The sequence below is a fragment of the Staphylococcus sp. 11511212 genome, from assembly GCF_011394755.1.
GTDB classification, from domain to species: domain Bacteria; phylum Bacillota; class Bacilli; order Staphylococcales; family Staphylococcaceae; genus Staphylococcus; species Staphylococcus chromogenes.
Genome location: NZ_JAANBQ010000003.1, coordinates 792334 through 811143, shown reverse-complemented (window position 1 = coordinate 811143; position 18810 = coordinate 792334). Strand labels below are relative to the sequence as shown.

26 protein-coding genes are annotated in these 18810 nt (G+C 35.8%); 25 read left to right on the top strand and 1 reads right to left on the bottom strand.

Features of this window, described 5'->3' with window-relative positions; genetic code table 11:
- The first annotated feature begins 1 nt into the window (after position 1).
- Genes G8Y84_RS05315 through G8Y84_RS05295 form a run of 5 tightly spaced genes read left to right on the top strand, consistent with a single transcriptional unit; the run spans position 2 to position 1512 of the window.
- Entirely contained in the window at positions 2–424 is a 423-nt protein-coding gene (locus tag G8Y84_RS05315) for a hypothetical protein (protein ID WP_107369162.1), read from the top strand.
- Positions 421–828 (top strand): DUF3310 domain-containing protein, encoded by a 408-nt coding sequence (locus tag G8Y84_RS05310; RefSeq protein WP_107377228.1) that lies wholly within the window; start codon positions 421–423, stop codon positions 826–828. The genes G8Y84_RS05315 and G8Y84_RS05310 overlap by 4 nt, the downstream gene beginning before the upstream one ends.
- Positions 828–1064 carry a hypothetical protein gene (locus tag G8Y84_RS05305; RefSeq protein ID WP_107369160.1) on the top strand — a complete coding sequence of 79 codons (237 nt, stop codon included), beginning with the start codon at positions 828–830 and terminating at the stop codon, positions 1062–1064. Before G8Y84_RS05310 ends, G8Y84_RS05305 begins: the two co-directional genes overlap by 1 nt.
- The gene (locus G8Y84_RS05300; RefSeq protein WP_037572029.1) at positions 1064–1300 is read left to right on the top strand and encodes a hypothetical protein; all 237 of its coding nucleotides are present in this window, start codon (positions 1064–1066) and stop codon (positions 1298–1300) included. Before G8Y84_RS05305 ends, G8Y84_RS05300 begins: the two co-directional genes overlap by 1 nt.
- Positions 1300–1512, top strand: coding sequence for a hypothetical protein (locus tag G8Y84_RS05295; protein ID WP_037572027.1), 213 nt, complete (start codon positions 1300–1302; stop codon positions 1510–1512). The genes G8Y84_RS05300 and G8Y84_RS05295 overlap by 1 nt, the downstream gene beginning before the upstream one ends.
- Before the next feature lie 27 nt (positions 1513–1539).
- Here G8Y84_RS05295 and G8Y84_RS05290 read toward each other — a convergent pair whose 3' ends face one another.
- Positions 1540–1854, bottom strand: a complete 315-nt coding sequence (locus tag G8Y84_RS05290) for a magnetosome magnetite crystal formation protein family (protein ID WP_165806173.1) — start codon at positions 1852–1854, stop codon at positions 1540–1542.
- 109 nt (positions 1855–1963) lie between these two features.
- Between G8Y84_RS05290 and G8Y84_RS05285 the strand changes: the two genes are divergently transcribed.
- From G8Y84_RS05285 to G8Y84_RS05195, 20 genes are all read left to right on the top strand, one after another.
- Positions 1964–2476 carry a dUTP diphosphatase gene (locus G8Y84_RS05285; RefSeq protein WP_151367959.1) on the top strand — a complete coding sequence of 171 codons (513 nt, stop codon included), beginning with the start codon at positions 1964–1966 and terminating at the stop codon, positions 2474–2476.
- A 53-nt stretch (positions 2477–2529) separates the two neighbouring features.
- Positions 2530–2736 (top strand): hypothetical protein, encoded by a 207-nt coding sequence (locus tag G8Y84_RS05280; protein WP_151367958.1) that lies wholly within the window; start codon positions 2530–2532, stop codon positions 2734–2736.
- 121 nt (positions 2737–2857) lie between these two features.
- Positions 2858–3013 carry a hypothetical protein gene (locus tag G8Y84_RS05275; RefSeq protein ID WP_165806172.1) on the top strand — a complete coding sequence of 52 codons (156 nt, stop codon included), beginning with the start codon at positions 2858–2860 and terminating at the stop codon, positions 3011–3013.
- On the top strand, positions 3006–3407 hold the full coding sequence (locus tag G8Y84_RS05270) for a hypothetical protein (protein ID WP_107363192.1): 402 nt from the start codon (positions 3006–3008) through the stop codon (positions 3405–3407). The genes G8Y84_RS05275 and G8Y84_RS05270 overlap by 8 nt, the downstream gene beginning before the upstream one ends.
- A 333-nt stretch (positions 3408–3740) precedes the next feature.
- A complete protein-coding gene (locus G8Y84_RS05265) occupies positions 3741–4055 on the top strand; it encodes an HNH endonuclease (RefSeq protein WP_151367957.1) in 315 nt (104 codons plus the stop codon).
- Between the two features lie 150 nt (positions 4056–4205).
- Positions 4206–4589, top strand: coding sequence for a hypothetical protein (locus G8Y84_RS05260; protein ID WP_107371945.1), 384 nt, complete (start codon positions 4206–4208; stop codon positions 4587–4589).
- The gene (locus G8Y84_RS05255; RefSeq protein WP_107372797.1) at positions 4576–6243 is read left to right on the top strand and encodes a terminase TerL endonuclease subunit; all 1668 of its coding nucleotides are present in this window, start codon (positions 4576–4578) and stop codon (positions 6241–6243) included. Before G8Y84_RS05260 ends, G8Y84_RS05255 begins: the two co-directional genes overlap by 14 nt.
- Before the next feature lie 19 nt (positions 6244–6262).
- The gene (locus tag G8Y84_RS05250; protein ID WP_151367956.1) at positions 6263–7441 is read left to right on the top strand and encodes a phage portal protein; all 1179 of its coding nucleotides are present in this window, start codon (positions 6263–6265) and stop codon (positions 7439–7441) included.
- A complete protein-coding gene (locus tag G8Y84_RS05245; RefSeq protein WP_107526423.1) occupies positions 7404–8117 on the top strand; it encodes a head maturation protease, ClpP-related in 714 nt (237 codons plus the stop codon). Before G8Y84_RS05250 ends, G8Y84_RS05245 begins: the two co-directional genes overlap by 38 nt.
- Before the next feature lie 11 nt (positions 8118–8128).
- Positions 8129–9337 (top strand): phage major capsid protein, encoded by a 1209-nt coding sequence (locus tag G8Y84_RS05240; protein ID WP_165806171.1) that lies wholly within the window; start codon positions 8129–8131, stop codon positions 9335–9337.
- A 17-nt stretch (positions 9338–9354) separates the two neighbouring features.
- Positions 9355–9642 carry a hypothetical protein gene (locus G8Y84_RS05235; protein ID WP_107371941.1) on the top strand — a complete coding sequence of 96 codons (288 nt, stop codon included), beginning with the start codon at positions 9355–9357 and terminating at the stop codon, positions 9640–9642.
- Positions 9626–9994: a hypothetical protein gene (locus tag G8Y84_RS05230; protein ID WP_165806170.1), complete on the top strand. Its 369-nt coding sequence runs from the start codon at positions 9626–9628 to the stop codon at positions 9992–9994. The genes G8Y84_RS05235 and G8Y84_RS05230 overlap by 17 nt, the downstream gene beginning before the upstream one ends.
- On the top strand, positions 9984–10373 hold the full coding sequence (locus tag G8Y84_RS05225) for an HK97 gp10 family phage protein (protein WP_107372806.1): 390 nt from the start codon (positions 9984–9986) through the stop codon (positions 10371–10373). Before G8Y84_RS05230 ends, G8Y84_RS05225 begins: the two co-directional genes overlap by 11 nt.
- A gap of 5 nt (positions 10374–10378) precedes the next feature.
- Positions 10379–10789 carry a hypothetical protein gene (locus tag G8Y84_RS05220; protein WP_246864348.1) on the top strand — a complete coding sequence of 137 codons (411 nt, stop codon included), beginning with the start codon at positions 10379–10381 and terminating at the stop codon, positions 10787–10789.
- Positions 10790–10801: 12 nt separating this feature from the next.
- Complete coding sequence (locus tag G8Y84_RS05215) at positions 10802–11425, top strand: major tail protein (RefSeq protein WP_107371938.1); 624 nt, start codon at positions 10802–10804, stop codon at positions 11423–11425.
- 20 nt (positions 11426–11445) lie between these two features.
- Positions 11446–11625, top strand: a complete 180-nt coding sequence (locus tag G8Y84_RS05210; protein WP_107371937.1) for a hypothetical protein — start codon at positions 11446–11448, stop codon at positions 11623–11625.
- Positions 11626–11685: 60 nt separating this feature from the next.
- Positions 11686–12057: a phage tail assembly chaperone G gene (gpG, locus tag G8Y84_RS05205; RefSeq protein WP_096652163.1), complete on the top strand. Its 372-nt coding sequence runs from the start codon at positions 11686–11688 to the stop codon at positions 12055–12057.
- 59 nt (positions 12058–12116) lie between these two features.
- Positions 12117–12260, top strand: coding sequence for a phage tail assembly chaperone GT (gene gpGT, locus G8Y84_RS11565; RefSeq protein WP_262900615.1), 144 nt, complete (start codon positions 12117–12119; stop codon positions 12258–12260).
- Between the two features lie 16 nt (positions 12261–12276).
- Positions 12277–17295, top strand: coding sequence for a phage tail tape measure protein (locus G8Y84_RS11460; protein WP_165806169.1), 5019 nt, complete (start codon positions 12277–12279; stop codon positions 17293–17295).
- The gene (locus G8Y84_RS05195) at positions 17295–18809 is read left to right on the top strand and encodes a phage distal tail protein (protein WP_105965924.1); all 1515 of its coding nucleotides are present in this window, start codon (positions 17295–17297) and stop codon (positions 18807–18809) included. Before G8Y84_RS11460 ends, G8Y84_RS05195 begins: the two co-directional genes overlap by 1 nt.
- The last annotated feature ends 1 nt before the right edge of the window (position 18810 follow it).

The following is an 18810-nucleotide window of genomic DNA, read 5'->3' as shown; positions in this document are numbered from 1 at the left end:
CATGCATACAGTATTAGCTTTACATCGTAATGGAGAGAAACCAACAATAACATCTCATGATGAATTAGAAAAATCGAAAATGGAGCAAGCGTATCAAAGATATAAAACGAAAAGAAAAGAGAAACCATGGTTAACTACAGTACCGCAATCCGTTAAGCCTAGCAGGGCGTACTATGATTTATGCAGATTTGCAGGTGTGCCAGTAAAACAAAAAGAAATCAAACGTTATGAGGCTAAACCGAAAGAAAAGAAATTACCTAAAATACCCGGTGATCATTCACGTGAATTTATTATTAATGGTTATGTGGTATCGGTCAGACAGTTAGCTAAGTTATTAAACATGCGTTACGAAGTTGTAAATAGCAGATTGCGTAACGGTGCAACTCCTGAAGAATTAATGGAGAAAAAGGGTGTGAAGTTATGAGGGTTAAAGATTTAAAACTAGGAGATAAAGTCATCGCATATGTGGATTACAACCACAGAGAAGATGGTATCAATGCCTACCCAATTCAAGGTTATGTGAGAGAAATGCCGAATGATAAACGATGGGCGAAGTTACATTGTGCGCATGGGGTTGAAACAATTACTGATGAAGATGATTTTGAATTATTCGAAAAGAAACGCCCAAGTCATTATGGCTTAGGCAAATCAGACCTTATTGATTATTGGTGCGAAAGATACAGTCCTGACGAATTAAGAGGGGCGTTTAAATCACAGATAAGTAAATACGTTGACCGTTTAGGTTACAAAGATGATGAAGTAAAAGAATTAAATAAAATTATTGATTACGCTACCCGTTATCGTGATTGGTTGGAGTGTGATAAGTGATGAGTGATGACATCATAGCAATATTAATTGTGCTAGTACTCTTTGGAATCCCCTCATTGTATCTACTTATAATTGAAATGGGTTGGGGGGCAATTTGGGGATATATTAGACCAAAATCCCGAACTGAGCGCATAGTAAGAAAAGAAGTTAAGCGATTAGAGCGAGAAATTAAAGAGCGAGAACGCCTTAAGGATTTATACAAAAGACTCGAACAATTACAGGAGCGTGATAAGTAATGGGCGTACCAATGTATGAATATGTGGTTTACAAAGGCGACGAAGTGATTTGCGCTGGCACTAAGGATGAAGTGGTGAAGAAACTAGGTATAAACAAAAATAACCTTGATTCCATTGCTAATAATAGAACTGAAAAACGCGAAGCAGACGCTTACGAAAGAAACGGCTACAGTAAGCGAATGGTGGCTGTAAAAGTGAGTATTGCTGAATTACAAAAAGAATTGGGGCTGGTGTGATGCACACATTCCACTTATACAATGCAGCCGAAGAAAAAGTAATGATTGTACAGGAAACTTTCGGCGGCTACATCATGGTTGGTTTACCGAAGTCGCACTATAGCCATATCGACGGTTATTATGCTACAGATGAATTTAACTACTTTAAATCAGTGCATAACCTAATGTACGCAGAGGAGTTAGGCAGTCAGATTAGTATATTTGATATTTAATAAGAAAAATAGCCCCGTAAATCGGGACTACAATTCTTTCGTAATTAAAACTTTTACACCGCAATACAAATTATAGACATATGTTAAGAATGCCATAACTAAAAGTATTATTCCTAAAGTAAAGTACAAAGGTATGTTAGGTGTACTTTGGCTTAAACCAAAAAAGATAGCAGCCAATGTCATTGAAATCCAAGGAAGAATGTGATAAATAATCGATTTTTTTGCATGTGTGGTTACTGGGTATTTCGTTAAAATCCATACGACTATAGGGAAAAGAATAGGAGCAAAGAACACACTAAAGTAGCATAGAGAAGCTAACAGTTTGTCGGATGAATTTGACATAATGTTTCACCTCCTTGGTTCAAATATTATCTAACAATAATACTAATAACAAATAAAAAGAGGTTTATTAAATGAAAATTTTGAATTTATTAATGAGGAGGACGAGTAAATGGATAAATTACAAATCAAATTATTATCGGAGAACGCAACATTACCAACACGCAACCATTCAACAGACGCAGGGTTTGACATTTACGCAGCTGAAACAGTAATACTCGAACCGCAAGAGAAAGCTTTAATCGCTACTGACATAGCTGTGAATATTCCAAAAGGTTACGTTGGATTACTTACTAGCCGAAGTGGTGTGAGTAGTAAGACACACCTTGTGGTTGAAACGGGTAAAATTGATGCAGGATTCACAGGAAGTATGAAGATTAATATTAAGAATGATGCACAGCGTTCTGGAAGTTTTACTAGCCTTAAAGTTATAGGTGTAGATGAATCTGAATTTAAACCTTTTGATAGTGGTGAATATGAAGTTGGAACATACCAAATCAACAAAGGCGACAAGTTAGCCCAACTAGTTATCATGCCTATTGTTACACCCCAATTACAAGTTGTCGATGAGTTTATCGAGGTGACAGAGCGTGGAGAAAAAGGGTTCGGCTCATCAGGATTCTAGTAGTAAAGACATACTAAAAATTGTTAAAGACATATTAAACAAGGAGTGATCAAATGAAAACGGTAGATACAAAATTTATTATTGAGGTTAACGAAGGGATATATTTGAGAATTAATCGTTCAGAGGGTAGTTGTACTTTCACAGAAGATCCAAACCGCGCTAGTGCCTTTCTTGTAGGAGAAGATCCTACTGCTGAAAAATATGCCGAAAAATGTGGTGGCGAGATAAAACGTTTTACAGCAACTTATGAGGTGGAGTGATCATATGAAATATTTAAGAGTGGTATTACACACGCTGGTAACTATTTTAATTTATGAGGGTGCTAAGGCATTGATGAATGATATGTACCTACAAGATGAAGTTGATACGGAGGAATATTAGATGTGGTGGATTATACTGTTTGTGATATATACATTATTGCTACTAGGATTCATCACTGAAAACGCACAACTTAAAGGCAAATTAGAGGCTAGGGAATATGAAAAGCGAGTATTAGAAAGTAGATTAAGACACTTTGAGGGGGGACGTAATGTATAGCAAAGAAGCCATACTTAATATGATTGGTACACATAAAGTTAAATGTAATGTAATAGCTGATGCAATTCCTGAATACGATAGTAATTCAATCGCGCAATATGGTATTCAAGCTACACTGCCTAAAGCGCAAGGAGAGAATAACAGTAAAGTTGAGGATATTGTTATTAGATTGGACAGAACTAATAGACGTTACTCACAAATGCTGGAAGAAATAGAATTTATTAATAAGGCCCAACAAAAACTAGGTACTATTGACTTTTGTTTTCTTGACTTATTAAAAAAAGGTTACAACAGGGAAGATATTATTAAGAAGATGCCTAATTCTAAAATAAATAGAAATAACTTTCTTGCCAAACGTGATGAACTAGCAGAGAAAATATACTTATTGCAGTGACGAAAATGACGAAAATGACAGAAATGACGAAAATGACACTATTTTGAGGATATCAAAATCTTTAATATAATAAGTGTGTGCTTAATGTAAGCACTGCGATGACGACATTTTCCCTCCTTTCAAAATTGTGGTTTCATCTGTTTAGTGAAGTTGATTAGTAACTAAACTAGGCGTCCAGAGACAACTGGGCGTCTTACTTTATGCTGATATGAGTGTATGTATTTGGTAGCATATGTTCGTATGAGTGTAAAGCTCAAATAAAATAACAAAACATAATCACTAGGCACTGTTAACCGCAGTGTCTTTTTATTTTGATGAGGCGGTTTATATTCTATGAAACATATAGATTATAAAGATGTTAATGATAGAAAGAGATTCTATAAGACATCGGATTGGAAACGATTAAGAAAACAACGGCTAATCACTGATAATTATGAATGTCAGTGGTGTAAAGAAAAAGGTAGAGTAGTCACAAATAAAGATACCAAACTTATTGTACATCATATAGAAGAAGTCAAAGATAGACCTGACTTAGCATTGGATATCGATAATTTAGTAACGGTTTGTTTTGAGTGCCACGAAAAACATCACGATAGAAATATTTATAAAAAGAAAGAAACTAAATGGTCAAATGATGAATGGTGGTAAAGTATAAAAAAATTATAATACACCCCCACCGAAATATTTTGAGATAAATTAAAAACCTGGGGAACGGGGCGGGGAATCTTCTCTCGACATTTATTGTGAATTTTCCACATATGACCCCTCCTAGATAAACTGAAATGAGGTGATATTGCGATGGAACGTAACGAAGAACAAATTAAACAACATGAAGCTCGTGTAAAAAAAGAAAAACAACGACTGGATAAAATATTTAAATCTATACCTGATGATAAAAAACGGGTAGCGCAAGGTTTAATTGTTCAAGCTGCGCGAATGCGTATATTGTTAGATGATGCATGGGTGGATATTCAGGAAAAAGGTGATTATGAGTTATTTACTCAATCTGAGAATGCTCCTCCATATGAAAGGGAAAGACCTATTGCTAAACTTTTCAACTCACGAGATGCGGCTTATCAAAAAATAATTATGCAATTATCCAAACTACTCCCAGAAGAAATAGATGTTGTGGTTGATAAAGAGACTGGCAATTTAAGGAGTTTGTTGAATGGAAATAAATAAACATGTTAAATGGTACATCGACAAGTATAAGCATGGTGAAATTAGACTTAATAGCGATAGGATAAAACTTATTGATCATTTAGAAAATAATGTCTTATATAGAGATGATTTGTATTTTGATAATGAGCAAATCGAATTGTGTATTGCTTTTATTGAAAGGTTTTACTTTAAATTACAGCCTTTTCAAAAATTCCTAATTGCATTTGTATTTCTCTTTGATGAGGAAGATGAACTTTATTTCGAACAATTCTTTTGGCTTGTTGCACGTGGTGCTGGTAAAAACGGTCTAATAAGTGGATTATCGACATATTTCATTAGTGAATTGCATGGTATCGATAACTATGACGGAACAGTCGTTGCGAACACAGAAAAACAAGCTAAAACGTCATTTGAAGAAATGCATAGAATGATAATAAAACATGGTTTATACGAGGGTAAGATAAACGATGTAGAAGGTGAAGGTGTATTCGATCTTACAAAACTGAGAATCACATCTACAAAAACTCAAAGTAAATTTGAATATGCAACAAGTAATGCTGGTAGTAAAGATGGGGGACGTGAAGGTTTTATTATTTATGATGAGGTTCATAGATATGAGAACAATGATATTGTGGACGTATTCTCTAGTGGATTAGGTAAAGTTAAGCACCCTAGGGAATTTTTTATTGGTACAGATGGATTTGTTCGAGAGGGGTTCTTAGACAAAATGAAGGAGCGTTCGAAAGAAATATTGGAAGGACGTGCAACTGATGACCGTTTGTTTCCGTTTATCTGTCGTTTAGATCATAAAGATGAAAAAGATGACCCTTCAACATGGTCAAAAGCAAATCCTATGTTTGAAGAGCCTATGAGCGACTATGGAAAACGTCTTTATCGTAAAGTATTAAATCAATATCACGATTTAAAACACAGTCCAAGTGGATATGAAAACTTTATGACTAAACGTATGAATCTACCGGAAGAAGATTCAAGTAAGATTGTAGCGTCACGTGATGATGTATTAGCAACAAGTCGAGATATACCCCCACTTAAAAATAAAACTGCCATTGGTGGGGTGGATTACGCAAGTATTAAAGATTTTGCTGCAGTAGGTCTACTTTTCAAACAAGGAGAAGACGTTGTTTGGTTATCCCACTCGTTCGCTAGAAAAGAATATTTAGATCAAGCACAATTAAAGCCTCCAATAAAGGAATGGGAACGTAGAGGGCATCTTACGATAGTAGATGAACCATCAATTAATCCTGCACATATAGTGAATTGGTTTATAAAAATGCGAAAAAAATATGCGATTCAAAAAGTTGTAGCAGATAATTTCCGTATGGATTTAATGCGACCTTTATTTGAAGAAGCTGGATTTGAGATTGAAGTGTTACGAAATCCAAGAGGCGTGCATAGTAAACTAGCACCACGTATAGAAACATTATTTGCCAACCATAGAATTATATTTGGAGATAATCCTTTAATGCGTTGGTATACGAACAATGTTGCGGTACAAGTAAAAAAAGATGGTAATAAAGAATTTATCAAAAAAGATGAACATAGACGTAAAACCGACGGTTTCCATGCTTTCTTACACGCTTTATACAGTATAGATGAAATACAAGAAATCGATTTAGATAAAGCATTCGACTTGTTAGATCAACTTAATTTCTAGTAACAAAGGAGGTGGTTAATTGGGCTTTTTAGATGCAGTATTTAAACGTAATTTAGAATTGAGAGATATGCTTGACTTGGATTTAGCTAACGACCCCGCAAACCGTTCATACTTAAAGAGAATGGCGCTTGAGACATCAATTAATTTTATTGCTAGAACATTTAGTCAATCAGAATTTTGGGTTAAAGATGGGCAAGAATTAAAAAGAGATAAGTTGTATTATAAGTTGAATGTTAGACCTAACACAGATTCAAGTGCATCAGACTTCTGGCATAAGGTTATTTATAAGCTTGTTTATGACAATGAAGTTTTAATTATTAAAACGGATACAGACGATTTGTTGATAGCTGATGATTTTTACAGAGAAGAATTCGCGGTTTACGAAGATGTTTTTAAAGATGTTGTAGTCAAAGATTTTAAATTCGAACGTTCATTTAAGATGAATGAAGTCATTTATTTGAATTATAACAATGATAAATTACAACGTTTTGTAGAAAGTTTATTTGCTGATTATGGCGAATTATTTGGTCGCATGATGGATACACAACTTCGCAAAAATCAAATTAGAGGTATTGTGAGCGTTGATTCTGGAGGCGGGAACATTGATAATGCAAAAATGACAAGGTTACAAAAATATATTGATAAAATTTATAGCCAATTTAAGAATAATGGTGTTGCAATTGTACCTCAAGTACCAGGATTTGAATATCATGAGCTTTCGAAAGATAGTACAAATGGTAACGATAATGGTGGGGAGAATTTACAAAAAGTAAAACGGATGATTATTGATGATGTTGCCAAGATTATTGGGATTCCATCGAACTTGATTCATGGGGACGTCGCAGATTTAAGCAATGCTATGACTGCATATATAGATTTTTGTATTAATCCTTTAATCGCAAAAATCGAAGATGAACTGAATAGTAAATTCTTTACTGAAAATGAATTTATAAGTGGTAAACGTATTAAAGTTGTCGGTATTAACGCAGTGGATCCAATTAAGAACGCTGAAAAAGTAGATAAACTAATTTCATCAAGCGCAGCCAAACAAAATGAAGTTCGTGAAATGCTCGGTCTTGCACCTGTCGATGGTGGAGACCGTTTTATTTTGACGAAAAACTATCAAACGGAAGATGACTTGAAAGGGGGTGAGGATGAACATGAAGACGAAACAAGAGTTAATGAAAGCAACGTCTAAATATGCTTTTAAAAATGAAGTGAAAGACGATAAGGTCGTTCTCACTCTTAGCGGCCCCGTTGCACAAACCTCAATTTTTGCAGATGAAACTATTAATAGTCGGGATATTGCAGAAGCTTTAGACGGTGTAGACAAAGACGTTTTAATTCGTTTAAACAGTCCTGGTGGCGACGCTTTTCAAGGTATTGAAATTTATAACTATTTAAAGAATCATTCATCACATATCACTATTGAAGTCACTGCCTTAGCTGCAAGCGCGGCCTCTATTATTGCGATGGCGGCAGATGAACTTGTTATGAGCAAAGGCGCTTCACTAATGATTCATGAGGCTGCAACAATTGCAATTGGTAATAAAGCAGATGTTAAAAAGACATTGAACGCTTTAGAAACCGTGGATGCATCGATTGTAGAAGTCTACAAGGATAAAACAGGACTTGATGAAAACGAAATTGAACAACTTATGACCGCTGAAACTTGGTTTACATCAAAAGATGCTGTAGAAAAAGGTTTTGCAGATAAATTGAAAGATACGGTTGAAACACCTAAAGAAACTCAAGAAGATGTGGAAAACAATAGTGAAATGATGACAATAAAGAATGAAATCGAGGGATTGAAAATTCAATTGTCCAATTTAGAAAACAGTAATAATAAACCAAAGAAAAAACGTTATCTATAGGAGGAAAAATTATGACAATGAAATTTAAAGATTCGATCAACAAAGATGTTGAGAATTTAAAGAATGAATATTTCGAGGCAGTACGAAATGATGCTGACCCTGAAACGATTGAAAATAAATATGCGGAATACATGGCTGCTTTCTCTTCTAATTTGCAAAGTGAAGTATTAAAAGAAGCTCGCGAAGAAGTTTATAACACTTCGACAGATAAGCAAGTGCGCATGAATCGTGGAGAAAACATTCTTACTGCTGAAGAATCACGTTTCTTTACTAATTTAGTAGAAGATGACGCAAACTTAGATACTTACAAAGAAGAAGTTATCTTACCTGAATCTACAGTATTACGTGTGTTTGAAGACATGCAAAAAGCACGACCTTTATTATCTAAAATTAATTTTCAAATCGCTGGAATTAAAACACGTCTAATCGTCGGTGATCCTAATGGTGCTGCAGTTTGGGGAGAAGTATTCGGTAAGATTCAAGGACAAATTCAAGCGAATTTTAAAGAATTAAACTTCTCACAAAATAAATTAACTGCATTTGCGATTGTGCCTAAAGATATGTTGGAGTTTGGTCCAGAATGGATTGAACGTTATGTTCGCTTACAATTAGCGGAAGCGATGGCTCTTAAATTAGAAGAAGGTATCGTAAAAGGTAATGGCGCTGCATCAAATCAACCATACGGATTAACAAAAGATTTAACGTATGATTCAGATGGTGTAACAGTAACAGGTGCTAAAGAAAAGACTTCATCAGGTACGCTCACATTCGCAGATGCACAAACAACTGCAAATGAATTAGCACAAGCGCTTACGACACTTTCAACTAAAGAGAATGGAGCGCAAGTAGATGTTAGTACAGGTGTAACGCTTTTAGTTAACCCAGCAGATCAATTCTACGTAAAAGCGCAAAACACTATGCAAACTGTAAATGGCGCTTGGGTGACGTCATTACCATTTAATGTAGATGTTGTAGCATCAGAGTTTGTAGACCCTGATAAAGCCATTTTTGTTGTAGGAAGTCGTTATTATGCAGTACAAACCGGTTCAGTAACTATCAAGTCATATGATCAAACACTCGCATTAGAAGATGCTGATGTGTTTATCGCAAAACAGTTTGCGCATGGTATGCCGGACGACAACAAAGTTGCGTTGGTTTATGACTTGAATATCGCTGCAAAACCATCTGGTGATTCTGTATCGTCCGATGTAGGTGCATAATTGAAAGGGGTGGTTAAATGATCACTCAAAATCATGTTGAAGAAATGAAGCGACGATTAAAAATATTTCATACGTTCGAAAATGAACATATACAATCATTACTCGAACAATCTTATGAGGATATTAAACATCGTTGCCAAGAGTTTGATATGAATGAGAATAAACGTGGTTCTGAACTTGTTTATGAGCGTACAAGGTATGCTTATAATGATAGTTTAGAATTTTTTCATGAGAACTTTTTAGGACAAATCACCTCTTTCGCGTTAGAAAACATGAAGGAGGTTGATTATGAACAAGAATTATAAACCACCTAAAATAAGTAGCGGAGACTTACGAGTGCCCGTTACTTTTTTTCGTATGATTGAAAATGATGGCCCTTTCCCTGGAAGTAAAAAGAAAGAAGAAGCATTTACGACCCTTTGTGAAGTTTATGAAAGTTCTACAAAAGATTTAGAAAAAACAAATGGTATAACTGGCGCTCATAAAATCACTATTAATTTTAGAAATCCACATGCTGATTATCAAATCAATCATTCAGACACGTTCGAACTCGTTTATGGTTTATACGAAAATTCAACCTTTAAAGTAATTGACTTTGCGCCTAATTCAAGTAATAAAGAAATGATTAAGGTAGTAGGTGTAGCAAATGGCGATTAAATTAAAAGGTATGAAAGAGTTGGAAAGTGAACTTGAAAGTAGATATGGTAAAGCGAAAATGAAACGTATAGTGGATGAAGCTTTAGTTGCTGGTGGTCTTGTAATCGTGCAAAAAATCAAAAGTAACTTTGAAAGCTTTAAAGACACAGGAGCTAGTAAAGCTGAAGTGAAGTTATCTAAACCCTTCACTTTAAATGGTGTTCGGACTATTAAAATACATTGGAAAGGTCCTAAAGAACGCTACAGAATTATTCATTTAAATGAATTTGGCACAATTAAGAACCCTAACCCACGTGGTAAAGGGGCTGTAGAAAGAGCTTTAAGAAGTGGACAAGAAGCTTATTACCAAGCTATTAAACAAAGGTTAAAAAGGGGTTGATATGATTGAAAGATATTTTAATGGATATTTTTAACGTGCTTATTAAAGATACATTAGTACAAAAATGTGTTGGCAATCGTATTAAGTTTTATGAATACCCCGAACCATCTGATATGACAAAACCTTATATTGTGATGAGTGAAATTGATGACACACTACCTGTAGAATATGCAGACAATGACAATATGGCTTTAAGCTATCTTGTACAAATTGATGTGTTTGTACCTGAATCTGAGGAGTATCAAGCATATTTTGTTAGGAATAAAGTCAGTTATCACATTTCGCGATTAATGAAAGAACAATTGAAAATGGAAAACACATCAAATGCAAAACCGGAATACGACGAAGAATTAAAAATGTACAGGTCCGCTCGAAGATACGAGGGGACCTTTTATCGTTCTGAATTAAATTTATAGGAGGAATTACTAATGGCAAAAAAATATAATTCATTTACAGGTATTACAGGATTTTACTATATGCCTTTGAATACAGAAGAAGTTTCAGGTGTAACTGACCCTGAACGTATTAAGTATTTACAAGAAGTTCAAGTTTCAAAGGAACAATCTATTGAGAAAGCATACGGGGACAACAGTGTGGCGGAATTAGCAGTGTCTAATGGTACCGTTGAATTAGAGTCTACATTCCACCACTTACCGATTGAAGATAGAGAAGTATTATTCGGTTTAGATAAATCTGATGATGGTGTGATCGGTGTAGGTAATAATACACCGCCATATGTAGCAGTTATTTTCGAAAAAACAACAGAAACTGGAGCGTCTGAATATGTTGGGTTGCTTAAAGGTATGTTCACGTTCCCTGAAGTTTCTGGTCAAACTAAAGAAGATGGTGTTGAATTCTCTCAAGACCAATCTACAGCTGAATTCATGCCTGCTGAAGTTGAAGGCTTTGATAAAGAACAAACCATGCTTTTAGGTCGTGATGAAAAAGGTGTTACTGTAATGCGTGATGCGATTTGGCAAAAAGTATTCGGTAAACCACACCCTAATGCGAGTGTTTCCGAGGAACCAAGTTCATCTGACCTTGGCGCATAATTCAAAGGAGGAATTCGTTAATGGCTAAATATGAAGTGTTAAAAACTTTTAAAGATTTGCAAGATAACGATAAATTGTATGAAAAAGGCAAGACATTTCCACGTCCTGCGAACAAAAAAATTGACGAAGAACGTATTCTTGAGCTTTCTTCAAGCGACAATCGTCAACGCAAACCATTGATTAAAAAGATTGAAGACTAATTTCGAGGGCATATAGCCCTCTTTTTATTTGCAAATAAAAACTTAAAGGAGATTTAAACAATGAGTAAAAAAATCAATTTCATTAAATTAGTAGTATTAGATAAAGAAGGCAATGCTAAAGAGGATAAAAACGGAAATTTCGAGGTTGAAACACATTTTACACCTAACTTTATTCCGTTCCGTAAAATCTATGAAGCGACTGACATTATGGAAGGTACATCTGAAGATGGAAGTGAATTAACAGAAAAAGAAATGTTTAAACGTATGACTGATTTTGTTGTTGATGTATATAACAACCAATTCACAAGTGATGATTTATTAGATCGTTTACATGCACCTGATGCAATTGAAGAAATTCAATCACAAGTACAATTCATCGCACAAGGTCAAATGGATGAACAAAGAAAAAAGCAATTAGCGAAGATGATTTAAAGAGTAAAGTCATCACGTGGTCAGAACATAAGCAAAATTTAAAAAAAGTAGCATATGACATGATGAAAGAGGGCGGAAAAGATATCAACGATATCTTGGACATGCCCTTTTCTTTTTTTATGGATGTTATTGAAGATGGTAGGAAACCTATCAAATCAGTCGATAAAAAAGACAGCATGTTAGACGCATTCACCAATTTATAAATAAGGAGGTGGAAGTATGGCAGAAAGAATTAAAGGTTTGCAGATTGACCTATCTATGCAAGATATGGGTATTGGCTCGACATTAGCTGGCATTAGGCGCAGCTTTAGACAATTGAATTCTGACTTGAAATTATCGAGTAACAACTTTAAATACTCAGAAAAGTCTATGACAAGTTATAAAAATAGAATTCGTGAGTTAGATGCTGCGACAAAGCAACAGAGGAATAATGTTAAAGAACTGCGTAATCAATATATGCAAACTGCGAAAGAGCAAGGTGCAAATAGCGCAAAAGCGGTTAGATTAAGAACTGAATATAATAAACAAGCTGATACATTAAATAGACTCGAACACGAGCTGGACCAAACTGTAGATGGTTTCAAAAGATTCCAAAAAGAAGCACAAGAAGCAGCAAGAATCTCTAATAGTAGTTTTGGTCGTTTAGGTCAAAAATTTACCGATATAGGACCCAAACTTACTAGCGTTGGAGCAACAATGAAAAGTGTTGGTCGTTCCATGTCTATGTATGTGACGGCACCAGTAGTAGCTGGTTTTGGTCTAGCGGCTAAGAAAAGCATAGATTTTGATGACTCAATGCGTAAGGTAAAAGCAACATCTGGCGCAACTAGTGGAGAGTTTCAACAATTAAGAGATAAAGCACTAGAAATGGGAGCTAAAACTAAATTTAGTGCTAGTGAGTCGGCTGATGCATTAAATTACATGGCCTTAGCCGGCTGGGATACCAAAGATATGCTTAACGGTATCGATGGAGTCATGCAGTTAGCGGCTGCATCAGGTGAAGATTTAGCGCAAGTCAGTGACATTGTTACAGATGGATTGAGTGCGTTTGGATTAAAAGCCAAAGACAGTAGTCATTTTGCTGATGTTTTAGCTCAAACAAGCTCAAAAGCAAATACTGATGTTCATGGTTTGGGTGAAGCATTTAAATATGTTGCACCAGTTGCTGGGTCGTTCGGATTCTCTGTAGAAGATACATCTATCGCATTGGGATTAATGGCTAATTCAGGTGTAAAAGCATCGCAAGCGGGTACAGCTCTAAAAACTATGATGACTAGGCTGACCGGAACGAGTGGTGAGGCTAAAAAAACAATGGAAAAATTGGGTATTACAATCACTGATAGCCAAGGACAAATGTTACCTTTCAGAGATATTATGGACCAATTAAGGGAAAGTATCGGCGGATTATCCGAAGCACAACAATCAGCTGCAGTAAAAACATTATTTGGACAAGAGGCTATGAGTGGTATCTTACCAATCATCAACGCGTCTGACGAAGATTACAAAAAACTAACTAAGTCTATTGATAACTCAACAGGTGCTTCTAAACGTATGAGTGACGAAATGGAAGGCGGCATTGGCGGTTCAATTCGAAAAATGAAGTCAGCTATCGAATCAATGGCGATTAGTATAGGTGATGTTCTAGCACCTCATATACGTAAAGCTGCTGATTTTCTTGCAATGCTAGCGGATAAATTCACGAGTATGCCTGGTTGGGTGAAAACTGGAGTAGTGGGATTAGGTATATTCGCTGCAGCTTTAGGCCCTTTAATTTTAACCACAGGTGCGTTTACCGCAGCATTGGGAAGTATTATGACCACAATAGGTCCTGTGATGACAGGTATCACAAAAGCAGGCGGTTTAATGAATTTTCTAGGTACTAAAGCACCATTTGCGGCTAAAGGTTTAACTTTAGTAGGCGGGGCATTTAAATTCATGCTTGGTCCGGTAGGATTAGCAATTGCAGCAATAGTAGCAATCGGTACAGCATTTGTAATTGCTTATAAAAAGTCTGAAACATTTAGAAATATTGTTCATGCGGTCATTGATCCGGTCGTGAATGCATTCAAAAACCTTTGGAATACAGCTAAAGTAGTGTTCAGTGCATTAAAAAACCTACTTTCCGGAAATACACTACCAACTGTGGATTTACTTTCAAAAATTATGCCTAAAGCTACCGCAATTAAAGTAACAACAACATTAATGCAAATCAGACAAGCGTTTATAGATGTATTTAATGCGATTTGGCAATTCGGCCAGGATATAGGACTCAAGTTAGGTCAGTTCTGGAGTCAAAATGGCGCTACTATCATGCAGGCTTTAACTAATATCTGGAATACGATTATTACAGTATTCACTGAAGTTAAAAACTTTTTATGGCCGATACTACAAGAATTAGGCGGCGTTGTAAAAACAGTGTTTTTAAATGTGATTGTTCCTGCAGTCAAAATAGGTATGCAGATTATCTGGGGAGTCATGAAATTTTTATGGCCGCTAATAAAAACTTTGATTGTAGACACATGGAATAATATCAAAGGTATTATTAATGGGGCTTTAGACGTTATTTTAGGTATCGTTAAAGTATTTAGTGGTATATTTACTGGTCAATGGGGTCAGGTATGGTCCGGTGTCAAACAAATTTTCAGCGGTGCGTTGACATTGATTTGGAACCTTGTTCAATTATGGTTTATAGGCAAAATATTAAAGGTTGTCAAACTGTTTGGTGGATTTTTCAAAAGTGCAATAAGCTGGGCGTTTAATGGTGTTAAAAGCATTATAGGCAACGTACTTAAGTTTATATGGTCGATTGTCAGCTCTACATTCAAACGTATTTTTTCAATCACAAAAAGCATTTTTACATCTGTGTTTAATTTCGTTAAATCTATTTGGTCTAGTATCAGAAACACCGTTTCTTCAATCGTTAGATCTTTATGGACGCGTGTAAAAGGGACTTGGAATATTTTATATAGCGGGACTAAAAATATATTTAGTAGAATTAAATCATGGTTGACAAGTATTTGGAATACTATCAAGGCTACAGTTACAAGAGTGGTTTCAAAATTATGGTCAAGTGTTAAAAATACATGGAATAAATTGTGGTCTGGTACAAGAAGTATATTTAACAGGGTGAAATTATGGTTAAGTAATGTTTGGAATTCAATAAGAAATACCATCACACGTGTAGCATCTAACTTATGGTCAAGAGTTAAAGGGACGTGGCAAAAGCTTTGGAATGGAACTCGATATATCTTTAACAAAGTGAAAAGTTGGATGACGAACGTTTGGAATTCAATTAAAAATTCCGTAACTGGTATCGCTTCAAAATTATGGGGGGCGGTACGACGGACGTTCACAAATATGAAAAATGGTTTGCGTAATATCATAGACAAAATTAAAGGACACATCGGTGGAATGGTAAGTGCCATTAAGAAAGGTTTAAACGAACTTATCAAAGGGCTTAACTGGGTAGGTTCAAAATTAAGCTTGCCAAAAATACCGACACTGTCTACAGGGACACAAAAAATTAACCGCCATATTACCACTACATCAGACGGCCGTTTAAAACAAGGGACAATGGCAGTTGTGGGAGATAAAGGTCCTGGTAACGGCAGAGGTATTGATGGTCGTCGTGAATTAATTCAATACCCTAACGGACGCACTGCTTTAACTCCTGCAAAAGATACCACAACATTCTTGCCTAAAGGGTCACGTGTAATAAGTGGAAGTATGCGTCAACAGATGTTATCCACTGGGACATTACCTAGATTAAATGGCGGTTCATGGTTCGGCAAAGCTAGTAATTGGCTTTCTGACAAAGCAAGTTTCATTGGCGGAAAAGTCAAAGATGTAGGTAAATGGCTATCTGGTAAAATCGGCGACGTTATGGATTATATGGATAATCCAGGCAAATTATTAGATAAGGTATTAGGTGGATTAGGAATCAATTTCAATAGCCTTACAAAAGGCATGGGCATTGTAGGAGATATTACAAAAGCTGCGTGGAAAAATATCAAAAAAGCTGCAATCAAATGGATTGAAGATGGTTTTTCTGAATCGGGAGATGGCGGCGTTTTAGATATGAGCAAGTTACGTTATCTATACGGGCGTACAGCCGCGTACACACGCGAAACAGGTCGACCGTTCCACGAAGGTTTAGACTTTGATTATATCTACGAACCATTACCTTCCACTATTGATGGTACAGCTAAAGTCATGCCATTTATGGATGGTGGATATGGTAATTGGGTAAAAATTGTCAAAGGTGCTTTAGAGGTTATATACGCTCATCTATCTAAACATAAACTTAAAACGGGGCAAAAAGTAAAAGTTGGACAGACTGTTGGTATATCAGGTAACTCCGGATTTAGTACAGGCCCGCATTTGCACTATGAAATGAGACGTAATGGACGTCATTTCAACCCATTACCTTGGCTCAAGAAAAACAATGGTAGCGGTAAAGCTAAAGGTGGCTGGGCTGGTAATATTAGACGTGCAGCTAGCCGAATGAAAGTTAAAGTATCAAACAGTGATGTACAAGACATATTAAAGCTTATACAAACTGAATCAGGTGGACGTGAAAGTATTGTTCAACAAATCGTTGACATCAATACAGGTGCTAACCGTGCACGAGGGTTACTACAATATACACCAGGTACATTTGCTGGTTATAGAGTTAAAGGTGCAGGTAACATTATGAGCGGTATGCATCAATTGCTTGCATTCTTCAATAATAGCAATTGGCGTCGAGATTTATCCGCTTGGAAAAGTCGTATGTCACGTGGTATCACAGGTTGGGGGCCATCAGGTTCGAGACGTTTTGCTACTGGCGGCCTCATCAAAAACGCTGGTTGGTACAACATTGCAGAGGGTGGTTATCCTGAATGGGTGATTCCTACTGATCCATCACAACGCAGTGAGGCTATGAAGTTGTTAGCGCTTGCCGCACAAGATATCGATAGAGGTAAAACATCAGGTAATAAACGTCCTGGTCAATTACCGAATGTAAATCGTGGTGGTTCGGACAATACAGCACTATTGCTTAAAATGATTGAAAACCAACAAGCGCAAATTAATATTCTTATGGAGATTGCAAAAAGTAATCAAACTGTGGCAGATAAAGACTTTAGCCCAGTTGTTGATAAATTTGCTCATGAGAGAGAAGTCAACGACATTGTAGACAAACGTGAACGCAACATTTCACGTAAACAAAGATTTAATACAGGGGGTGTGATTGCATAATGAACGATACAGTAATAGTTAATGATAAGACACTTCCGTGGTTGTTTATTGAAAGAGGGTTTAAAATACCCTCTTTTAATTTTGAAGTAAAAACTGAAGAAGTGCCCGGTAGAAGTGGTTCAGTTTATCAAGGGCGAGAGTTGAAACAATACGAATTTGAATTACCAATGATCATCCATAATGACTATTTATCACATAGTGGTATAAAGTCACATGATGACATATTGAATGAGTTGGTTAAATTCTTTAACTATGATAAACAAGTTAAACTTCAATTTAAATCAAAACAATGGTACTGGAACGCATATTTTGAAGGGCCTATAGAATTATTAAGTAAGACTGAAAACCATATCAATGTGGTTAATTTAAAAGTCGTGTTAACAGATCCATATAAGTATTCGGCTAAAGGTAGCAAGAATACTGCTATTAGTGATGCAGTAAGTGTGTTTAATACAGGTACGGCAGACACACCAATATTAGTTGAAGCAAGGGCATTAAAAGATAGCACAAATTTTTTAATTGCTAAAGGTGAACAAGACTATTTTATGATTGGCAAGTCGGAAGATGCGTATCGTGTAAATAAGGATATTGAACCTTTTAGGTTTAACGATGAATTTAACACTGGGGGATTGAAAAACTGGGCATATATGCCTAACGACACTACATTTGGTAACTTGCCTGACGGTGGTGACGCTATGGGTGGTAAATTTGCTTTATCTGATTTGAAAGAAAGTATTTATCCGTCTGAATGGGGTAACAATACTAAAACAAATTGGCATGGTGCAGCGCTTTATAAATCACTAGGCAGTTCTGTTCAAGATTTCAGAATTCGTTTTAAAGTGATTTTAAGACAACACGCTGGCGTGGGACCCGGAAAAGCTGTTGCATATGTTGTTGATGAGAACAACAGAACGATGTTTAGTATAACTTATGTAAATACTGCAGTTGATAAAAATGAAAGTAGTATTATTGTCTATGCCTATAATGAGCATGGTGAGGCAAGACGTATTTATAACAGGTTAATTCCTTTTAAATACCACAGAGCAAAGAATGCACATGTATTTATGTATTTAGAGCGTAAAGGTCAAGATATTAAAATTACCAACTTCAGATACGACATCGATACTGATCCGAATCGGACAAAGCCCATCGATAAAGATGTTGTAGTAGTTAGAGATGAAGGCAAGTTTTATCAACGTCCTGCTCGTATTGCTAGAATGTATGTGGGCAAATCTGCTAAGCATACAAACTATATGGCTATAAATATATTAGGTTTTAGTTTACAAGAGTTACTGCCTAAACAGTCTGACATAACACCAATTGAAATAAGACAAGGTGATTTAATTCAAATTGATACACATGCACAAAGTGTGACTATTAATGGCGATGACGTATTAAAGTTAAAAGACTTTGGTTCAAACTATTTTAATGTAGAAACTGGTCATAACGAACTTGTTATCAGTCCACCTGAAACGTTTGATACTACAGTTAAGTGGCAAGATAGGTGGTTATAAT

What these genes read in the sequence shown, in the direction of transcription:
- G8Y84_RS05255 (WP_107372797.1), top strand. Translation starts at nt 4,576, where the DNA reads ATGGAAATAAATAAACATGTTAAATGGTACATCGACAAGTATAAGCAT.
- G8Y84_RS05290 (WP_165806173.1), bottom strand. Translation starts at nt 1,854, where the DNA reads ATGTCAAATTCATCCGACAAACTGTTAGCTTCTCTATGCTACTTTAGT.
- G8Y84_RS05215 (WP_107371938.1), top strand. Translation starts at nt 10,802, where the DNA reads ATGGCAAAAAAATATAATTCATTTACAGGTATTACAGGATTTTACTAT.
- G8Y84_RS05305 (WP_107369160.1), top strand. Translation starts at nt 828, where the DNA reads ATGAGTGATGACATCATAGCAATATTAATTGTGCTAGTACTCTTTGGA.
- G8Y84_RS05270 (WP_107363192.1), top strand. Translation starts at nt 3,006, where the DNA reads ATGTATAGCAAAGAAGCCATACTTAATATGATTGGTACACATAAAGTT.
- G8Y84_RS05260 (WP_107371945.1), top strand. Translation starts at nt 4,206, where the DNA reads ATGGAACGTAACGAAGAACAAATTAAACAACATGAAGCTCGTGTAAAA.
- G8Y84_RS11460 (WP_165806169.1), top strand. Translation starts at nt 12,277, where the DNA reads ATGGCAGAAAGAATTAAAGGTTTGCAGATTGACCTATCTATGCAAGAT.
- gpGT (WP_262900615.1), top strand. Translation starts at nt 12,117, where the DNA reads ATGATGAAAGAGGGCGGAAAAGATATCAACGATATCTTGGACATGCCC.
- G8Y84_RS05225 (WP_107372806.1), top strand. Translation starts at nt 9,984, where the DNA reads ATGGCGATTAAATTAAAAGGTATGAAAGAGTTGGAAAGTGAACTTGAA.
- G8Y84_RS05195 (WP_105965924.1), top strand. Translation starts at nt 17,295, where the DNA reads ATGAACGATACAGTAATAGTTAATGATAAGACACTTCCGTGGTTGTTT.
- gpG (WP_096652163.1), top strand. Translation starts at nt 11,686, where the DNA reads ATGAGTAAAAAAATCAATTTCATTAAATTAGTAGTATTAGATAAAGAA.
- G8Y84_RS05315 (WP_107369162.1), top strand. Translation starts at nt 2, where the DNA reads ATGCATACAGTATTAGCTTTACATCGTAATGGAGAGAAACCAACAATA.
- G8Y84_RS05265 (WP_151367957.1), top strand. Translation starts at nt 3,741, where the DNA reads ATGAAACATATAGATTATAAAGATGTTAATGATAGAAAGAGATTCTAT.
- G8Y84_RS05275 (WP_165806172.1), top strand. Translation starts at nt 2,858, where the DNA reads ATGTGGTGGATTATACTGTTTGTGATATATACATTATTGCTACTAGGA.
- G8Y84_RS05295 (WP_037572027.1), top strand. Translation starts at nt 1,300, where the DNA reads ATGCACACATTCCACTTATACAATGCAGCCGAAGAAAAAGTAATGATT.
- G8Y84_RS05280 (WP_151367958.1), top strand. Translation starts at nt 2,530, where the DNA reads ATGAAAACGGTAGATACAAAATTTATTATTGAGGTTAACGAAGGGATA.
- G8Y84_RS05310 (WP_107377228.1), top strand. Translation starts at nt 421, where the DNA reads ATGAGGGTTAAAGATTTAAAACTAGGAGATAAAGTCATCGCATATGTG.
- G8Y84_RS05285 (WP_151367959.1), top strand. Translation starts at nt 1,964, where the DNA reads ATGGATAAATTACAAATCAAATTATTATCGGAGAACGCAACATTACCA.
- G8Y84_RS05235 (WP_107371941.1), top strand. Translation starts at nt 9,355, where the DNA reads ATGATCACTCAAAATCATGTTGAAGAAATGAAGCGACGATTAAAAATA.
- G8Y84_RS05240 (WP_165806171.1), top strand. Translation starts at nt 8,129, where the DNA reads ATGACAATGAAATTTAAAGATTCGATCAACAAAGATGTTGAGAATTTA.
- G8Y84_RS05300 (WP_037572029.1), top strand. Translation starts at nt 1,064, where the DNA reads ATGGGCGTACCAATGTATGAATATGTGGTTTACAAAGGCGACGAAGTG.
- G8Y84_RS05210 (WP_107371937.1), top strand. Translation starts at nt 11,446, where the DNA reads ATGGCTAAATATGAAGTGTTAAAAACTTTTAAAGATTTGCAAGATAAC.
- G8Y84_RS05230 (WP_165806170.1), top strand. Translation starts at nt 9,626, where the DNA reads ATGAACAAGAATTATAAACCACCTAAAATAAGTAGCGGAGACTTACGA.
- G8Y84_RS05245 (WP_107526423.1), top strand. Translation starts at nt 7,404, where the DNA reads ATGAAGACGAAACAAGAGTTAATGAAAGCAACGTCTAAATATGCTTTT.